Raw genomic sequence first — 19834 nt, 5'->3', positions numbered from 1 at the left:
CCAGAACTTAGATGAATCATCTTTGCGGAGACGGAAGAGTGATTGGGATATATACACTGGGGAAACCCGAGGACAAACAAAATAAGGAGGTAAGAAATTATGTCAATTACAGCCGAAACATGTAAAGAACATGCAAAGGATCCTGCAGTATTATGCTGTAGAGCAGAAGCAGGTATTACAATTGGCCCAGAAAACTTAGAAGATCCAACAATTTTTGATGATTTGGTGGATTCAGGGCTATTAAATTTAGATGGTTGCTTAACTATCGAACAGATCTTAGGTGCAAAACTTACAAAAACTTGTGATTCTCTTACACCGGTTACAGCTGATGTTATCGATGCTGTGCAGGTAGAGGCAGCACCAGCAGAGGAAGTTGTGGAAGAAACAGCAGCTCCAGTAGCAGCAGTTCCAGCAACAGCTACAACAACAGTATCAGGTGGAACATTAAAGATTCATATTGGAGAAGGTAAAGATATCGATATCGAGTTACCAATGGGAATCGGTACAGGTGCAGCTCAGGCAGTAGAAGTACCAGCAGAAGCTGTAGCAGCAGTTGAAGCAGCTCCGGCAGCAGCAAACAATGAAGAAGTAAAAGTTGTTAGAACACTTACAAGAAAACACTTCAACATCACAGAAGTTAAGAGAGGACCAGAGACAAAGATCGAGGGAACAACTCTTTACATCCGTGAAGGAATTGAAGAAGAAGCAGTAGCTTCACAGGAACTTGTTAACAGCTTAAAGATTGATATTATTACACCAGAACAGTACCACACATATTCAGAAACAATCATGGATGTTCAGCCAATCGCTACAAAAGACGGCGATGATGAAATCGGTTCAGGTGCTACAAGAGTGCTTGACGGCGTTGTTATGATGGTAACAGGTACAGATGCAAATGGTGTTCAGATTGGTGAGTTTGGTTCTTCAGAAGGATACTTAGACGAAAACATTATGTGGGGACGTCCGGGTGCACCTGAAAAAGGTGAAATCTTCATTAAAACTGAAGTGGTTATCAAAGAAGGAACAAACATGGAAAGACCAGGTCCGTTAGCTGCTCATACAGCAACAGATGTGATCACTCAGGAAATCAGAGAAGCATTGAAGAAACTTGATGAATCTCTTATCGTAGATACAGAAGAATTCCAGCAAGTAAGAAGACCAGGAAAGAAAAAAGTTGTTATCGTAAAAGAAATCATGGGACAAGGTGCTATGCACGACAACTTAATCCTGCCGGTTGAGCCAGTTGGTATTCTTGGCGGAAAACCAAACGTTGACTTAGGAAACGTTCCGGTTATGGTATCTCCATTGGAAGTATTAGACGGATGTATCCATGCATTAACATGTATCGGACCAGCTTCTAAAGAAATGTCAAGACATTACTGGAGAGAGCCACTTGTTCTTGAAGTACTTCATGATGAAGAAGTTGACCTTTGTGGAGTTATCTTTGTTGGTTCTCCTCAGATCAATGCAGAAAAATTCTATGTATCAAAACGTGTTGGTATGATGGTAGAAGCATTAGACGTAGATGGAGCTTTCGTTACAACAGAAGGTTTCGGAAACAACCACATTGACTTTGCAAGCCACCATGAACAAATCGGTATGAGAGGCGTTCCTGTAGTTGGTATGTCATTCTGTGCAGTTCAGGGAGCACTTGTTGTTGGTAACAAATACATGACTCACATGGTAGATAACAACAAATCTGAATCAGGTATCGAAAACGAAGTTCTTGCATGTAACACACTTTGCCATGAAGATGCTATCAGAGCTCTTGCAATGTTAAAAGATGCTATGGCTGGAACAGAAGTTAAGAAAGCTGAAAAGAAATGGAATCCAAACGTAAAATCTACAAACGTAGAATTAATCTCTAACGTAACTGGAAAACCAATCGAGTTAGTTGCTAATGAACAGTCATTACCAATGAGTGAAAAGAGAAAAGAAAAATACGACTAAAAGCTAGGTGACGAATTATGAAATATGGCGATAAGATAATTAAGATGGAAGGCGTAATTGTGGAAGTTCATGACGGCTGTGTTGCAATAGACTTAAAAGGTCGTCTTGGATACTTGAAGATTCCGATGAGAATGCTGATTACGGACTATCCGCTTGTGGTAGGACAGGAAGTTGCATGGAACATGAGTTTTATAGAGCAGCTTGGTCCGGAAGCCAATGATAAATATGTCAGTAACCTAGATGTCTACAATAGGCGCCAGGAAGAAATGCGTGCCAAAAATGAAGAGAATAACAAGGAGGTATAAGAAATGAGTTTAACAACTGTTAAAGGAATGCAATCAGAAATTTTCGTTCCGATTACTCCGCCGATGGTATGGACTCCTGTAACAAAAGAGTTAAAAGACATGACAATTGCTCTTGCTACAGCAGCTGGTGTACACCACAAAGAAGACAAGAGATTTAACCTTGCAGGTGACTTTACTTGGAGAAAAATTACTGACCAGATGAAATCAAGTGAATTAATGGTTTCTCATGGTGGATATGACAATGGTGATGTTAATAAAGACATCAACTGTATGTTCCCAATTGATAGAATTCACGAATTAGCAAAAGAAGGATTTATCAAAGCTTGTGCACCTGTACACGCAGGTTTCATGGGTGGTGGTGGAAACCAGGAGAAATTTAAACATGAGACTGGTCCGGCTATTGCTCAGATGTTCAAAGAAGAGGGCGTAGATGCAGTTGTCCTCACCGCTGGCTGAGGTACTTGCCACCGCTCTGCAGTATTGGTGCAGAGAGCGATTGAAGAAGCTGGAATTCCTACAATTATTATTGCAGCTCTTCCACCAGTTGTACGTCAAACTGGTACACCACGTGCGGTAGCTCCGTTGGTACCTATGGGTGCTAATGCTGGTGCTCCTAACAATGTGGAACAACAGACAGCTATTGTAAAAGCAACATTAGAACAATTAGTAGAAATCCAGACACCTGGAAAGATTGTTCCATTGCCATTTGAATATGTAGCCAAAGTTTAATTTATTAGTAGATGAAGGGCGGATGTTTTTACATCTGTCCTTTTTCTAAACAGAGAGTAAAACAGTTGGAAAAAGAAAGATAGTACGGTATAATGGTACTAGATAACTGACTGGGAGGTGTGAAAGATGGCAGAGAAAGAAAAGGATTTACGTCGTTTGGTAATTAAAGCATACCACATGAATGAAGTGGATTGGGGAGAGCATAATCATATTACAACAGATGGTAAAATGACTGTCAGCAAAGAGATGATAGAAGAGCTAGTTGGGTCAGAGCCATTGATTGAAAAAATTGATATCCAGATTATTAAACCGGGAGAACATGATCGTTGGACGAATACGATGATGGATATTATACCGATTTCTACAAAAGTGCTTGGAAAGATTGGCGAAGGAATTACCCATACGATTACAGGAGTTTATGTCATTTTAACTGGTGTGGATGTTAACGGGAAACAGACACATGAATTTGGTTCTTCTGAAGGTAATCTGAAAGATATGTTGTATTTGAATCGAGCGGGGACACCTGGAGATGAGGATGTGATTATATCGTTTGATGTAACGCTGGCTGCGGGAATGGGGCAGGAAAGACCAGGACCGACAGCTGCACATAGAGCATGTGACAAATTTATTCAGAGTTATCGGGATCAACTAAAAAAATTTAAGGGGAATTTGTGTACGGAACGTCATGAATATCATGATATCGTAAGACCTGGTAAAAAACGAGTGCTTATTATTAAGCAGGTGGCCGGACAAGGCGCAATGTATGATACACATTTATTTGCAAAAGAGCCTTCAGGTGTAGAAGGTGGTAAATCAATTATAGATATGGGTAATATGCCGGTGATTTTGACACCGAATGAATATCGAGATGGTATTATCCGATCTATGCAGTAGGAGGTGTGCACTATGGGAATTGGTCCTTCGACAAAAGAAACATCATTGCATCATTTTAGAGATCCGTTGTTAGATGTTGTTTCAAAAGATACAGATGTAGATTTAATGGGAGTAATGTTGGTTGGTTCGCCAGATGGAAATGAAGATAAAATGCTTGTCGGAACGAGAGCAGCTGTATGGGCAGAGTGTATGAGAGCTGACGGTGTAATTCTTTCCTGTGATGGTTGGGGAAACAGTCATGTAGATTATACAAATACAATGGAACAGATTGGGTCAAGAGGAATTCCAGTTACAGGGATTACATTTAATGGTACAGTAGCACAATTTGTAGTTGTAAATGATTATTTAGATGGAGTTGTTGATATGAATAAAAGTGCGAGTGGTGAGGAGACGAATGTTGTAGGTGAGAATAATATGACAGAACGTGATTGTAAACTAGCACTTGCAAAATTAAAATTAAAGATACGTCAAAAAGAGCAGAAAGAATAGATAAGAGATGTCAATAAGATATAGAGTAAAAACGAAACATACAAAAGAACTTTTAAAAGATTTTGTAAAATTTTCTTTTCGTGTAAATCATCCAAAGGCTACGGCGCGTCTGGGAATCATCGGAGTAGGGTTTTTGATTATTGGAACTGGTATGAAACAAGGTTCATTGGCAATGTGGCTGTGTTTGGTGTTTGGAGCTGTGTTCTGTGTGCTTGCTTGTACAAGGGATCGCATCGGTGTTATGCAATTAAAGAAAAATGATAAAATTTATCAAAATGACTGGGAAGTAGATACTAGTTTTTTTGATGGAGAGATCAGAATCAAAAATAGTGGAGATTCAAAAGGGTTTTCGAAAAGTTATAAAGAAGTTGCTGCTTTGTATATGGATGAGAAAAATTATTATATTGGAATAGAGGGGGATGATTTGTATCCGCTTCCAAGAAAAAGTTTTGTGGAAGGCAAGCAAGAAGAATTTGAGAAATTTATCAAAGAAAAAACAGGAAAGAAAATGATGTATGTTCCGTTTAAAATGAAAAATAAATTTGCAATCATAAGAGAAAATATGAAGGCAAAAGAAAAGGAACACGATTTAAAACTAGAGAAAAAGAAAAAAGGGAGCATCGGCTCTGTGGATGAAAATTCATCTACGGAGCGATAGCTCCTTTTTATTTTATGAAAAATGCTGAAAAAATGAGAGGAAAACAGTGCATAAAGCATAAAAAAATATTTAAAAATTCCAAAAGGTTGTTTGTTGTATACAAATGTGTTATGATATAGAAATGTTATATACAATTTTCTAAAAAGGAAAAGGAGAAAGATTATGAAAAGGAAAAAAATACTTAGTTTTTTACTTGCTGGTGCAATGCTTGGACAGACATTTCCGCTTGGAACAATGATTGTTTCGGCAGAAGAAAAAACAATGGTAGGAGAGGAGCAATTAACGGATAAAAAAACAGCGGCTCCGGAAAAAGACAAAGCGGTTCCGAATAAAAATCAATATAAGTATCAAAAGGATGAATTGGCAGCGTTTTGTCATTTTGGTCCAAACACTTTCACAGGAAAAGAGTGGGGAGATAATTATGGGAATACAGATCCAAATCAACTTTTTACTCTGAAAGAAAATTTTGATGCGGAGACATTAGTTAAAACAATTAAAGATGCGGGCTTTAAAAAGTTAATTATTACAGCAAAACATCATGATGGTTTCTGTCTATGGAACAGTGATTATACTACATATGATGTAGGATCGACAGACTATGCTAAGAAAAATTATGATGGCATGGGAGGTGATATTCTTGCTGAAATTTCCAAAGCCTGCTCTGATGCGGATTTAGATATGGGACTTTATCTTTCGCCGTGGGATATTCATGAACCATCTTATGGAAACAATTCTCCTGGAGATTACAATGAATTTTATAACAACCAGTTGAAAGAAATTTTGAGTAATGATAAGTACGGAAATAAAGGAAAATTTGTAGAAATTTGGATGGATGGAGCAAAAGGTGGAGGAGCAGACCCGCAGGATTATAATATTAAACAGTGGTATGATACAATTCAAGAATATGAAGGGCAAGATGGGGAATGTATGATTTTTGGTGCAGGTCCATATGCAACAGTTCGTTGGATTGGAAATGAAGATGGTGCGGCGGCAGATGAGACATGGTCAAAATCTATATTGACAGAGGATAATAAGATTAAAAATGATCCTAGCCAAAAAGCGGATGATTTTAAAGGTGACCCGACAGACCATTATTCCAATGGATATGCGGAAGGAAACAAATGGACTGTTCCGGAAGTAGATGCTCGTATTACATCTGGTTGGTTCTGGGGCAATGGAAAACATTTGCCGAAGAGCATGGAGCAGTTGTCGAATATGTACTTTAATTCTGTTGGTCATAATGCACCGCTTCTTTTGAATATTCCACCGAACAATAAGGGAACGGTAGATGATGCAATTCTTAATCGAGTGAAAGAATTTGGAAGTGCAGTAAAAGAAACATTTTCTACAAATCTTGCAAAAGGAGAAAAAGTAACCTGCACAGCAAGCGAAGTGCGTGGAAATGATAAAGCATATTCGCCAAATAAAGTTTTGGATGGCAATCAAGAGACATATTGGACGACAGATGATAAAACGGCAGCAACAGAGGCAACGTTAGAAGTGAATTTAGGCGAAACAAAGCAGTTTGATGTTGTATCAATTGAAGAGGCGATTCAATTTGGCCAAAGAATTAGTGAATTTAAAGTGGAGTATAAAAATGGGTCAGAAGGATGGAAGCTCTTTGACAAAGGAAAGACGGTTGGAGCTAAAAGACTTTGTAGAAAGAACCCAGTAAAAGCAGATAAGATTCGGATTACAGTTAAGACTTCTGAAAAAGCAGAGCATAAAGCGCCAATCATCAGCGAAGTTGGTGTATACCGTGCGGCGGCAGATTTTGCACTTGGAAATGGAATCCCGGAAGGTCTTGGTGTTATAGAGGATACAGATAGCAAATTTGAATTTAAAGGAAGTTGGGGCAATGATTCTGGAGATGCATACACAGGAGGAACAGGACGCTGGGCAAATCCTGGATCGGGAGTGGAAGCAACCGTTAAATTCAAGGGAACAAAAATATGGCTTCTTGGAACAATAGATCCAAATCATGGTACAGCGGATGTCTATATCGATAATCAATTGGTGAAAACTATTGATACTCACGGTGATACAAGAAAGTTACAGCAAAGAATTTTTGAATCAGACACGCTGTCAGATGGGGAGCATACATTGAGAATTGTTCCGAAAAATAAGGCAACAGGACTTGATGCAGCTCTTGTATTAGACAATGAAGGAAAAGGAATGTTTGATTTGTCAGCAACTTCGTTTGAAGTGAATGAAGAGTCTATGGCAGAATTCACGGTGAAGCGTCTTGGTGGCTCTAAAGGAACAGCAACTGTAAATTATGCAGTGAATCCAGGAAGTGCAATTCAAGATCACTTTAATGCAGATGCAAAGGGAACGCTTACTTTTGCGGAGGGTGAGACAGAAAAGAAATTTGAAGTTCAGATTAAGACGGTAAATGTAGATAATTTGGCGTTTACAGTAGAATTAAACAGTCCATCTCAAGGATGTATTACAGGATTTAATACACCGGCAAGAGTAGTGATTCGTGATGGGAAAACAGAAGATAAAGGCAATTATGACGAGAATAACAGATTCCAGTTCCCAAGTAAGAAAGATGCATCAGCAACTTTAGAAGCAGAATTGATGCAGCTCACAAACAATACTGAGGGAGATAATAATTGGCCGTTGCAAGTAACAGAAGAACAGACAGCTAGCAATGGTAAGTTCTTGAATTGTTTGAATTCTAACGATCAGGCTAAATTATACTATAACGCACCAAAAGCTGGAACTTATACAGTGACAGTACGTTATAGAAGTGGTGATGAACAGAATGGATTCAAATGGACAGAAGAAAATGGTAAAGTGGAAGCTGGGAATGTTACTGCAGGTGCAAGCGATCAGGCGGCTGCTTATCATGAGAAGGCATTTGAAATGAAAGTGCTTACACCTGGAGAAGGTGTGTTGACTTTCGTAGGGGCAGAAGGACATAATGCACCACAGCTTGACAAGTTTGACATTGTAGCAAAAGAAGTACAGACAGTTGAGTATAATGTGACAAAAACAGCAGGAACAAATGGTTCTATCACAGGACCAGATAAAGTAGAAGCTGGAATGGATGCAACATTTACAATTACGCCAAATGAAGGCTATCGTGTTGCGGATGTAAAAGTGAATGGAGTTTCAGTGGGAGCTGTTACAACTTATACAGTGAAAAATGTAGCGGCAGATGTGAAGATTGAAGCTACATTTGTGGCAGAAGACTTCAAATATACAGAAAAGAATCCGTTTGAGTTCCCGACAAAGAAAGATGAAGTGAAGACGTTAGAGGCGGAGCATGCGACAGAATTAGTGAATAGTACGGATGCAGATTCAGATCCTAGTTGGCCACTTGAAATTGCAAAAGAAACTTGGGCAAGCAATGGTAAATATGTAAATTGTCTAGCTTATAAAGACTATATTAAATATGCTTACACAGCAAAAGCAGGTAAGTATGAAGTGAAATTAACTTATAGAAGTGGTTCGGATACAAATAAACTTGCGTGGGCAGAAAAAGATGGAAATGTTGTAGCAGGACAAACAGCTGTAGCTAATACAAACGTAAATGATTCATTGCAAGTAAAAACAACAACGTTTGAACTGGATGTGAAAAAAGATGGAGCGGGAATGCTTTCTTTCACAGCACCAGATACAGGGAAAGGACCACAGATTGATAAATTTGAGATTAAACGAATCAGTGAAACAGAGCCAGCGCCAGAAAAAGTAGATAAGTCACAGTTAAATGCGGTTATTAAAGATGCAGAAGGAAAAGACTTAGGAAACTATGAGGATGGAGCAGAAAAAGAAGCATTTAAGAAAGCATTAGAATCTGCAAAAGCAGTTGCAGGAAATGAAAAAGCAACACAGCAGGAAGTAAATGATGCAAAGGCGACACTTCAGACAGCGATGGACAAACTGGTAGAAAAGAAACCGGTAGAACCAGAAAAAGTAGATAAGTCACAATTAAATGCAGTTATTAAAGATGCAGAAGGAAAAGACTTAGGAAACTATGAGGATGGAGCAGAAAAAGAAGCATTTAAGAAAGCATTAGAATCTGCAAAAGCAGTTGCGGGAAATGAAAAAGCAACACAGCAGGAAGTAAATGATGCAAAGGCAGCACTTCAGACAGCGATGGATAAACTGGTAGAAAAGAAACCGGTAGAACCAGAAAAAGTAGATAAATCTGCCTTGCAAACATACTATGATAAGTGTGTGGAATCTTATAAAGAAGCTAAATATACAAAAGACAGTTGGAAAGAATATGCAGAAGCTTTAAACACTGCCAAAGCTGTATTGGCAAAAGAAGATGCAACACAGAAAGAAATACAACAAGCAAAAGCAGATTTGGAAAAGGCAGTCCAGAATTTGAAGAAGGTGGTAGTGGATAAGAAACCAGTTACACAAAATGGAACAACAACACAAAGTAAAGTTCCGACAACTGGAGATCCGGCATCAATCATGCTCTGGTTGGCAACAGCGGCATCTTCATTAGCTGTTTTAGGAAAAAGGAAAAATAAAGAAGATTAAAATACTTCTGTGAAAGAAGAGTGATATAGGCGGAGAGAAGAGCTTGTATCGCTCTTCTTTTTTTGGAAGAGCGGAGAAAAAATTGTGCAAAACAAACAAAAATATTGTTTAAAAACATATAAAGAAACGATTTTATAATACAAAACGATGAAAAAGTATATAAAAATCAAAGATATTGCAACAAATATTGTATTAGTGATAAAATAAGAAGCATATTGATATTAAAATTTCTGAAAAAAGAAAGGGGAACGTTATGAAAAAGAAAAAAATAGTTAGTCTTTTGATGGCAGCGCTTATGATAGGACAATTTTTACCATCGGAAACAATGACGGCGTTTGCGGGAGAAAGTGCGTTAGTGGGAAAAGAACAGTTAGCAGATCGTCATACAGTGGCGCCGAAAAAAGATAGTGTAGTGCCGAATGCAAATCAGTATGAGTATCAGAAACAAGAATTGGCGGCATTTTGCCATTTTGGTCCGAATACCTTCAATGAAATTGAGTGGGGGGAAAAATATGGAGACAAAAAGCCGGATGAGATTTTTAAATTAGAAGAAGATTTTGATGCAGATACGTTTGTAGAAGCAATCAAAGAAGCAGGATTTGAAAAATTGATTGTTACAGCAAAACATCACGATGGTTTCTGTATTTGGAATAGTAAACATACAGAGTATGATGTGGAGTCCACAAGTTATGCATCAAAGAATTATAATGGCTTAGGTGGAGATGTGTTGGCTGAGATTTCAGCGGCATGTACGAAGTATGATGTCGATATGGGACTGTATTTATCGCCTTGGGATATTCATGATGACAGTTACGGCTATAAAGATAAAGATGGAAAAGCGTTAGTTCGTCTTGTAAATGGAAAAAGTGAACCGATTGAAGGGTTAACTTGGGCTGATGTAAAAGAACGGGATGCAAAAGATTATAATGAATATTATAACAATCAGCTGGAAGAAATCTTGGGCAATCAAAAATATGGAAATAATGGACATTTTAAAGAAGTGTGGATGGACGGTGCAAAAGGAAGCGGAGCCGGATATCAGGAGTATGAATTTCAAAAATGGTTCGCTACCATTCAGAAACATGAAGGAAAAGAAGCAGGATTTGATTCAGACTGTATGCTGTTTGGGGCGGAAGCTTACACAACAGTAAGATGGATTGGAAATGAGCTCGGATATGCGAACGAAGAGACATGGTCAAAATCAAAAGTAAATTATGATAATAATACAATTGACAGTAAAAAAGTAGGCGCCTACACAGTTGGTTACGAAGACGGAAACCAGTGGACGGTTCCGGAAAGTGATGCGCGTATTACTTCCGGCTGGTTCTGGGGAACAACGAAGAATACGCCAAAGAGTGTGGAGGATCTTGCGGGAATGTATTTCAATTCTGTTGGACATAACTCGCCGCTGCTTTTGAATATTCCTCCAAATACACAGGGAAAGATTGATGAGGCAATCTTACAGAGAGTGAAAGAATTTGGACAGAACATCAAAGAAACGTTCAAATCTAACTTAGCAGCACATGGAACTGCAAAAGCAACAGAAGTGCGTGGTAATGATGTGGCTTATTCACCGGAAAATGTATTAGATGGAAAAGATGATACATATTGGACTGTGAACGATAATACGACAACAGGTCAGCTAGTAGTAGATCTTGGCGGAACGAAATCATTTGATGTTGTATCGATTGAAGAGGCGATTCAGTTCGGCCAGCGTATTAAACAGTTCAAAGTAGAGTATAGTAATGAAGGAAGTGACTGGAAAGTATTTGATCAGGGAACAACAATCGGTGCAAAGAGACTTTGCAGAGAAGGCGTTGTAAAAGCAGATAAAATTCGTATTACAGTTACAACGAGTAAAGAAGTGCCGATGATTTCGGAAGTAGGAGTATACAAAGCGACTTCTGATTTTGAGTCACCATCAGCAGCTCCGGAAGGAATGCAGGTCATTGATGAAAGAGATGAAGCATTTACATTCAGTAATGGGTGGACAAAGGAAGATGGAAGTCAATATTTGAATGGCACAAATGTGTGGGCAAAAAAAGGTGCTTCTTTTGAAATGAAATTTAAAGGATCAAAAGTATATCTTATCGGTACATTAGATTCCGGACATGGAAAGGCAACTGTGACAGTAGACGGAAAAGCAGTGGAGATTAATACGAATGCATCTAAGAGAGCGGTTGGTCAGATTATTTTCACGTCTGATGATTTGGAGGACGGAGAACATACATTGAAACTGGAAGTTACCAACAATGACAACAAAGCAATTGGTATAGAAGGTGCATATGTAATTAATAATGGCGGTCTTGGAATGGTAGGAATCGAGAAAGCAGAGTACACGATGAAAGAAGATTCTGAGATGAAGATGAAATTAGTTCGTGTCGGCGGAAGCAAGGGAGAGGCAACTGTGACAGTAGCGCCTAATCCGGGAACTGCAATTCAAGATGATTTTGATACAGAAGGAACAGCAACGGTAACATTTGCAGATGGAGAGAAAGAAAAAGACGTTGTTGTGATTACGAGACGGAATACAAAAGATACCGGAGACCAGTACTTTACAGAAGAATTATCTACAAAGAATGAAGGTCTGATTCTTGGATTTACATCGAAAGCAAAGATTACGATTTTAGATCAGGAAAGACAGCCGGAAGATGTGACAGCAGAAAAACTTCCAAAAGATGTATACAAGACAGTGACGGCGACATCGGAAGAAAAAACAGCAGAGCATAAACAGGGCATTGAGAATGCGTTTGATGAAAATCTTGACACATTTTGGCATGCACAGTGGGGGGATGCTGGAAAACTGAAAAATCATCCAAACGGAATCAGTGTTGAGATGACGCTGAAAGAAGCAAAAGAGATTGCAAAATTGACATATATTCCAAAAGCGGGAGATACTGGTACAGTTGGAAATTATATTATTGAGGCGGCAACAGGAACAGATGACGCCGGAAAGACTGTTTGGAAAGAGGTCTGCAGTGGAACATTTAAAAACCAAGGCAATTCAACAGCGGCTCAGGATGCTGTGTTCAAAGAAGTGATTAAGACAGATAAGATTCGTTTGACTGCAAAGACAATGGCAGGAGGAGAACATCCTACGGCGAGAGAGATTGCACTTTATGAAAAAGCAGAGCCGATTATGATTACAGTGACAACAAAAGCTGGAGAAAACGGTATGATTACACCGGTAACGGGCAAACTAGATGAAAATGGCACGATGAAAGTGCAGGCAGGGAAATTGAAAACATTTGCGATAAAAGCAAATGCAGGTTATTCTATCAAAGATGTGCTTGTAAACGGAAAATCAGTTGGCGCGGTAAGTCGTTATACAGTAGAATCTGATACAGATGTTACAATTGAAGCAGTATTCAAAGCATGCGAACATGAGAAAACAGAAATTCAAGGTGCAAAAGAACCAACTTGTACGGAAGATGGAGCTACAGGGAAAGTAGTATGCTTACAGTGTGGTGTAACAGTGAAAGAAAGCACAGTGATTCCGGCTTTGGGACATAAGTTTGGTCAGTGGGAAGTAGTGAAAGAGGCGACAGACAAAGAAGAAGGTTTAGAAAGAAGAGCTTGTGTTGCCTGTGGTTTTGAGGAAGAAAGAACAGTTGCCAAATTACCGACAGCAGTTGATAAATCGAAACTGCAAAAATACTACGATGAATGTATTGGATATTACAAACAGGAAGGTTATACAAAGGAGAGTTGGACGGTTTACGAAGGAGCACTTAAAAATGCAAAAGCAATGCTGGATAAAGAAAGTGCAACTCAAGAAGAAGTAGATGCTGCAATTCATCAATTGGCAGATGCGGCGGATAAACTTGTTGAGAAAACAAGTGTGACACAAAAACCTGAAAATAATAATACCAGTGGTGGTAATAACAGCAATACAAGCAGTGGAAACAAACCGGTTACGGGAGATTCCGCAACTCCGATTGTGTTACTTGCAGCAGTATTGGCATCTGTATTTGCAGTTATTCGTCAAATGAAAAAGAAAATAAGATAATTCAAAAAAAGGGAGGTGCAAACCTCCCTTTTGTAGTATGATAAGAGAAAGCATATATGTATATTTAAGGAGGGAGTCTTGTGGAAGAACTTACAAGGCTGATTCGGTCAGATATGAGACCCGCACTCGGAGTGACAGAACCGGGGGCGATTGCATTTGCAGCTGCGAAGGCGAGAAGTTATACAAGCGGCGAAGTTATATCTGTCACGGTGAAGTTGAATAGCGGCATGTATAAGAATGCATTTACATGTGGAATTCCAAACAGTAGAGAAGTTGGGAGCGAGTTTGCAGCGGCACTCGGAGCAATTGCTGGAAATGAAGAATTGGGATTGGAATCGCTTTCAGATGTAAAGCAAAAGGACGCAGAAAGAGCAGAAAAACTTGTGAAACAGGGAAAAGTGCAGGTTATACTTCAGGATATTTCTAGTAGAATATTTATAGAAGTGGAAGTAAAGACAAAGCTTGATCAGGCAGTTGTGACAATTGAAGATACACACACGAATATTACTGGAATTGTAGTAAATGGAGAAGTGCGTTTTGCTAACTCAAAAGAGAAAACAAAAGGTGGAGAGGCAGAAGAAAAACCGCAAATTCACAGGTATACATTTCGGCAGCTATGCGAGTATGCAGATATTGCAGATGTGTCGGAACTGGAATTTATATGGGAGGCATATCGTGTGAATTTGGAGCTGTTTGAAGCGGGGATGACCAGTGAAAGAACGACATTTGCAAAATCTTTGTTAAGAAAAAATGGAGGAATGGTTTTTTCTGGAGAGGAACAAAAGACAGCGTCACTTCTTTGTAATGCGGCGATTGAGGCGAGAGTGATTGGTTTGGATAAACCGGCGATGAGTATTACAGGGTCGGGAGCGCATGGAATTATTGCGACGATGCCGCTGTATGCAGCCTATAAAGTAAATGGATATTCAAAAGAACAGCTTCTGCGGGCGACCGCATTGAGTTATTTGATCTGTATGTATATCAAAGAATATTCCGGAAAACTGTCTGCATTTTGTGGCTGTGCCATTGCGGCGGGGACCGGAATGGCTTGCGCACTTGTGTATCTGCGTGGAGGAACCGTAGAGATGATGGAACATACGATTAATAATATGGCAGGAAGTATTACGGGAATGATCTGCGATGGCGGAAATCAAGGGTGCACGATGAAAGGGATTGCGGCTGTAGATGCGGCATATCAATCGGCGGAGCTTGCGATGGACGGCGTCTATATTGACGATGTGCATGGAATTATCGGAAATACACCAGAGGAGACAATGCGGAATATGGGAGAGATTGCCTCGCCGGGAATGATAGGAACTGAGAAAACAATTTTGGACATTTTACAGAGAAAGGGAAACAGGTGATTCAGATGTATCAGGCAGAGAAAAACAGATATGAAACGATGAATTATAATCGATGTGGTAAGAGTGGGTTGAAACTTCCAGAGGTTTCGCTCGGTCTGTGGCATAATTTTGGAGATACCGGAAATTTTGAAACGATGAAACAGATGTGTTTTACGGCATTTGACAACGGAATCACACATTTTGATCTGGCAAACAATTACGGACCGGAACCGGGAAGTGCAGAGAAAAATTTCGGGCGTATTTTGAAGAAGGAGATGAAAGCGCATCGAGATGAAATGATCATCAGCACGAAGGCAGGGTATTTGATGTGGGACGGGCCTTATGGCGACTTTGGAAGCCGCAAATATATGCTGGCAAGTCTGGATCAGAGCCTAAAGAGAATGGGGCTTGAGTATGTCGATATTTTTTACCATCACCGTATGGATCCTGAGACGCCGCTTGAAGAGTCGATGGGAGCGCTTGACACCGCTGTTAAGAGTGGAAAAGCTTTGTATGCGGGAATATCTAATTACGATGGGGAGACGATGAAAAAGGCATGTGCGATTTTGAAAGATTTGAATTGTCCGTTTGTAATTAATCAAAACAGATACTCTATTTTTGACCGTACGATTGAGGAAAATGGATTGAAAGCGGCAGCGCGAGAAGAGGGAAAAGGAATCATCGCATTTAGCCCGCTGGCACAGGGAATGCTGACAGACCGCTATCTGAATGGGATTCCACAGGACAGCAGAATCCGTACCGATGGAAGATTTTTACAGGAGAAGACAGTGCAAGCGAAGATGCAGAAAATTCAGCAATTGAATGAAATTGCAAAAGAGCGCGGAGAAAGTCTTGCACAGATGGCGCTGAAATGGGTGCGAAAAGATGAGGATGTGACAAGTGTTCTGATTGGTGCATCGAAACCAGAACAGATTTTGGAGAATTTAAAAGTGCTTGAAAGTGCAGCGTTTACGAAGGAAGAGTTAGAAAAAATAGATGAGATTGTATTGAAGGAGAATTAGTATGAAACTTCAGGAATTTTATGAGGGTCAGGCATTTGACGCATATGAATATTTTGGAGCACATGAAGAAAAAGACGGAGTGATGTTTCGGACTTACGCACCGGGGGCGTCTAAAGTTACGGTGTTTGGAGAATTTAATCAATGGACGGAAGAGGAAATGATTCCGCTTGAAAAAAGCGGAGTTTATGAACTGAAATGTGAGTGGGCAAAAGTCGGGATGATGTATAAATATGTGATTTATACGAAAGAAGGGTGGAGAGTAGAACATTGTGATCCGTATGGTTTCGGTATGGAACTTCGACCGAACAGCGCTTCTTATATTGTGGATTTGTCGGAATACAGATTTCACGATGAAGTGTGGATGAAAAACAGAGACAAAAATTATAACAGACCGCTTAATATTTATGAAGTGCATCTCGGTTCATGGAGAACAAATGAGAAAGATGAAAATGGCTGGTATCGCTATCATGAGATTGCAGATAAATTGATTGCACATGCGAAAGAGAATGGGTATACACATCTGGAATTTCTTCCGCTCAGCGAACATCCGGCAGACTGTTCATGGGGGTATCAGAATACAGGATATTTCAGTCCTACATCACGTTATGGAACTGCAAGAGATTTGATGGAGCTGGTGGATAAATGTCATCAGGCGGGAATCGGCGTGATTATGGATTTTGTTCCGATTCATTTTGCGACGGATTATTATGGACTGGCAAAATATGATGGAACAGAGTTGTATGAGTATGTGCAAAGTGATGTGACAGACAGTGAGTGGGGAACAAGAAATTTTGATTATTCCAGACGGGAAGTCTGCTGCTTTTTGCAGTCTGCCGCAAATTACTGGCTGAAAGAGTATCATTTTGACGGAATACGAATGGATGCAATCAGCCGTGCGATTTACTGGCAGGGAGAGCCGGATCGGGGCGTGAATCCTTGTGCGCTTACATTTATGAAAAATATGAATGCAGGATTGCAAAAACTGCATCCGACTGCGATGCTCATTGCAGAAGATTCGACAACGTTTTTGAAAGTGACGGCTCCTGTAGAATACGATGGACTGGGATTCGATTATAAATGGGATCTTGGCTGGATGAACGATACGTTGAATTATTTTAAAACTCCGCCAAAAGAACGACCGGAGCATTATTACAAATTAAAATTTTCAATGGATTATTTTTACAATGAACTTTATCTTCTTGCACTGTCGCACGATGAAGTTGTCCATGGAAAAGCGACAATTATACAGAAGATGTGGGGAGATTATGAAGATAAATTCAGCCAGTGCCGTGCATTTTATTTGTATATGATGACCCATCCGGGGAAAAAGTTGAATTTCATGGGAAATGAGATTGCACAGTTCCGAGAGTGGGATGAAAAGCGGCAGCAGGATTGGGAGTTACTGAAATTTCCGATGCACGATGGATTTTATCACTATATTCGGAAGTTGAATGAGTTGTATTGTCAGGAGGAACAGCTTTATAAAGATGAGTATGACAGAGAGATGTTTCGTTGGCTTGTGGATGATGCGACGGAGCAGTCTGTGTATGCTTACGAGCGGGGAAAAGGAGAGAAGACGCTTGTGGCAGTGTTTAATTTTTCAGATGAAGAGCAGGAATGTGTCATAGAAGAGGCGGAAAACCGAATACTTGAGGAATGCATGAACAGTGACTGGCATATTTACGGCGGAAGTACAGAGAAGAAAATAGAAGTGATTCGGGACGGAGAGATTGTATTGGCACCATTTAGTGGAAGACTTTTTTGGAGTGAAAAAGAGGTTTGATATTAATAAACATTATAAGAACTTATTAGTAAATTGTAATACAATAAGAAGAAGTTATAAGTTATAATGAAAAGGAAGAAGTTAAGAAACGATTATCACAGAAATCAAAGGAGAATATTCATGGAAATGTTATCAATCGAAAAAGAATTACAGGGAAACGCTTATCCGGGACGTGGAATTATCATTGGAAAAACTCCAGACGGAACAAAAGCAGTGACTGCGTACTTCATCATGGGAAGAAGTGAGAACAGTAGAAATCGTGTATTCGTAGAGGAGGGAGAAGGAATCCGCACACAGGCATTTGACCCTTCAAAATTAACAGATCCAAGTTTAATTATTTATGCACCAGTAAGAGTTTTGGGAAACAAAACAATTGTAACAAATGGTGATCAAACAGATACAATTTATGAGGGAATGGATAAACAGCTGACTTTTGAGCAGTCTTTAAGAAGCAGAGAATTTGAGCCGGATGCACCGAACTATACACCTCGTATTTCCGGAATTATGCACATTGAAAATGGAACATACAATTATGCAATGTCCATTTTGAAAAGCAATAATGGGAATCCGGATGCATGCAACCGTTATACATTTGCATATGAGAATCCGGTAGCAGGAGAAGGACATTTTATTCATACATATAAATGCGATGGCAATCCGCTTCCAAGTTTTGAAGGTGAGCCAAAATTAGTTGGGATTTTAGACGATATGGAGGCATTTACGGAGATGCTTTGGAACAGTCTGAATGAAGACAACAAAGTTTCGTTATTTGTGCGTTATATTGATATTGCAACAGGAAACTATGAGACAAAGATTGTAAACAAGAATAAGTAGGAGCGAGACAGATGAAAGAATTAGAATTAAAATACGGATGTAACCCAAATCAGAAACCATCTAAGATCTATATGGAAAACGGAGAACTTCCAATCAAAGTATTGTGCGGAAAACCGGGATACATCAACTTTTTAGATGCATTTAACGGCTGGCAGTTAGTGAGAGAATTGAAGAGGGCAACCGGACTTCCGGCAGCAACTTCTTTCAAACACGTATCACCTGCAGGAGCAGCCGTTGGACTTCCATTAGATGAGACATTGGCAAAAATCTATTGGGTAGACGACATGGGAGAACTTTCACCACTTGCGTGTGCATACGCAAGAGCAAGAGGTGCGGACAGAATGTCTTCTTTCGGAGATTTTATTTCTCTGTCAGATGTGTGTGATGTTGCAACCGCAAAATTAATTAAACGCGAGGTATCAGACGGTGTCATCGCACCGGGGTATGAACCGGAAGCGTTAGAACTTTTAAAACAGAAGAAAAAAGGAAATTATGCGATCATTGAGATCGATCCAAATTACGAGCCGGCTCCAATCGAACATAAAGAAGTGTTCGGAATTACATTTGAGCAGGGAAGAAATGAGCTTGTGATTGATGATGAATTATTATCGAATGTCGTGACAGAGAATAAAGAAATTACAGAACAGGCAAAAATTGACCTTGCCATTGCTTTAATTACATTAAAATATACACAGTCAAATTCTGTATGCTATGCAAAAGATGGCCAGGCAATTGGTATCGGTGCCGGACAGCAGTCACGTATCCACTGTACACGTCTTGCTGGACAAAAAGCAGATAACTGGTGGCTTCGTCAGTCTCCACAGGTACTGGGACTTCAGTTCGTAGACAGCATCGGAAGAGCAGACAGAGACAATTCAATTGACTTATATATCGGAGATGAATATGAAGATGTACTTGCAGAAGGAACATGGCAGAATATCTTCAAAGTAAAACCGCCGGTATTTACAAGAGAAGAAAAACGTGCATGGTTAGATAAGCTGGAAGATGTAGCATTAGGCTCAGATGCGTTCTTCCCGTTTGGAGATAATATCGAACGTGCTCACAAAAGCGGTGTGAAATATATTGCGCAGCCGGGAGGATCCGTTCGTGACGACAATGTAATCAGCACATGTGACAAATATAATATGGCGATGGCGTTTACAGGAATCAGACTGTTCCATCACTAAATCGAAACAAAAGCTGCAGTAGAACGTGTTTCCACTGCGGTTTTTTATTTGTTCTTTTATGTGATTAGAAAAAAATATTTGTGCAAAAAGAACAAAAAAACAAAATATTATTTGAAATAATATACAAA

Annotated in this window: 14 protein-coding genes; all 14 read left to right on the top strand. The window is 39.6% G+C overall.

Features of this window, described 5'->3' with window-relative positions; all coding sequences use genetic code 11:
* Positions 1-99 precede the first annotated feature (99 nt).
* The 14 genes from prdA to AC6I5B_RS15410 all read left to right on the top strand — a co-directional run bounded on the left by prdA (position 100) and on the right by AC6I5B_RS15410 (position 19706).
* Positions 100-1950 (top strand): D-proline reductase (dithiol) proprotein PrdA, encoded by a 1851-nt coding sequence (gene prdA / locus AC6I5B_RS15475; RefSeq protein ID WP_022251020.1) that lies wholly within the window; start codon positions 100-102, stop codon positions 1948-1950.
* 17 nt (positions 1951-1967) lie between these two features.
* Entirely contained in the window at positions 1968-2255 is a 288-nt protein-coding gene (locus AC6I5B_RS15470; protein WP_004615227.1) for a CBO2463/CBO2479 domain-containing protein, read from the top strand.
* Between the two features lie 3 nt (positions 2256-2258).
* On the top strand, positions 2259-2711 hold the full coding sequence (locus AC6I5B_RS15465; RefSeq protein WP_022251021.1) for a glycine/sarcosine/betaine reductase selenoprotein B family protein: 453 nt from the start codon (positions 2259-2261) through the stop codon (positions 2709-2711).
* Positions 2712-2738: 27 nt separating this feature from the next.
* Positions 2739-2984 (top strand): proline reductase, encoded by a 246-nt coding sequence (locus tag AC6I5B_RS15460; protein ID WP_004613597.1) that lies wholly within the window; start codon positions 2739-2741, stop codon positions 2982-2984.
* A 126-nt stretch (positions 2985-3110) separates the two neighbouring features.
* Positions 3111-3878, top strand: coding sequence for a proline reductase cluster protein PrdD (prdD, locus tag AC6I5B_RS15455; RefSeq protein ID WP_071144477.1), 768 nt, complete (start codon positions 3111-3113; stop codon positions 3876-3878).
* A gap of 12 nt (positions 3879-3890) precedes the next feature.
* Complete coding sequence (locus tag AC6I5B_RS15450) at positions 3891-4367, top strand: glycine/sarcosine/betaine reductase component B subunit (protein ID WP_071144476.1); 477 nt, start codon at positions 3891-3893, stop codon at positions 4365-4367.
* A gap of 7 nt (positions 4368-4374) precedes the next feature.
* Positions 4375-5025 carry a YcxB family protein gene (locus AC6I5B_RS15445; RefSeq protein ID WP_071144475.1) on the top strand — a complete coding sequence of 217 codons (651 nt, stop codon included), beginning with the start codon at positions 4375-4377 and terminating at the stop codon, positions 5023-5025.
* 162 nt (positions 5026-5187) lie between these two features.
* A complete protein-coding gene (locus AC6I5B_RS15440) occupies positions 5188-9528 on the top strand; it encodes an alpha-L-fucosidase (protein WP_118208271.1) in 4341 nt (1446 codons plus the stop codon).
* 253 nt (positions 9529-9781) lie between these two features.
* On the top strand, positions 9782-13537 hold the full coding sequence (locus tag AC6I5B_RS15435) for an alpha-L-fucosidase (protein WP_004614906.1): 3756 nt from the start codon (positions 9782-9784) through the stop codon (positions 13535-13537).
* Between the two features lie 80 nt (positions 13538-13617).
* Positions 13618-14901, top strand: a complete 1284-nt coding sequence (locus tag AC6I5B_RS15430; protein WP_044988322.1) for an L-cysteine desulfidase family protein — start codon at positions 13618-13620, stop codon at positions 14899-14901.
* Between the two features lie 5 nt (positions 14902-14906).
* Positions 14907-15902, top strand: coding sequence for an aldo/keto reductase (locus AC6I5B_RS15425; protein WP_044988346.1), 996 nt, complete (start codon positions 14907-14909; stop codon positions 15900-15902).
* 1 nt (position 15903) lies between these two features.
* Positions 15904-17685 carry a 1,4-alpha-glucan branching protein GlgB gene (gene glgB, locus AC6I5B_RS15420; protein ID WP_004614903.1) on the top strand — a complete coding sequence of 594 codons (1782 nt, stop codon included), beginning with the start codon at positions 15904-15906 and terminating at the stop codon, positions 17683-17685.
* Positions 17686-17805: 120 nt separating this feature from the next.
* Positions 17806-18519 (top strand): IMP cyclohydrolase, encoded by a 714-nt coding sequence (locus tag AC6I5B_RS15415; RefSeq protein WP_044988320.1) that lies wholly within the window; start codon positions 17806-17808, stop codon positions 18517-18519.
* 11 nt (positions 18520-18530) lie between these two features.
* A complete protein-coding gene (locus tag AC6I5B_RS15410) occupies positions 18531-19706 on the top strand; it encodes a phosphoribosylaminoimidazolecarboxamide formyltransferase (RefSeq protein ID WP_004614901.1) in 1176 nt (391 codons plus the stop codon).
* The last annotated feature ends 128 nt before the right edge of the window (positions 19707-19834 follow it).

It is taken from the genome of Faecalimonas nexilis (assembly GCF_059731825.1).
This window is presented reverse-complemented; position numbering and strand designations above follow the sequence as displayed.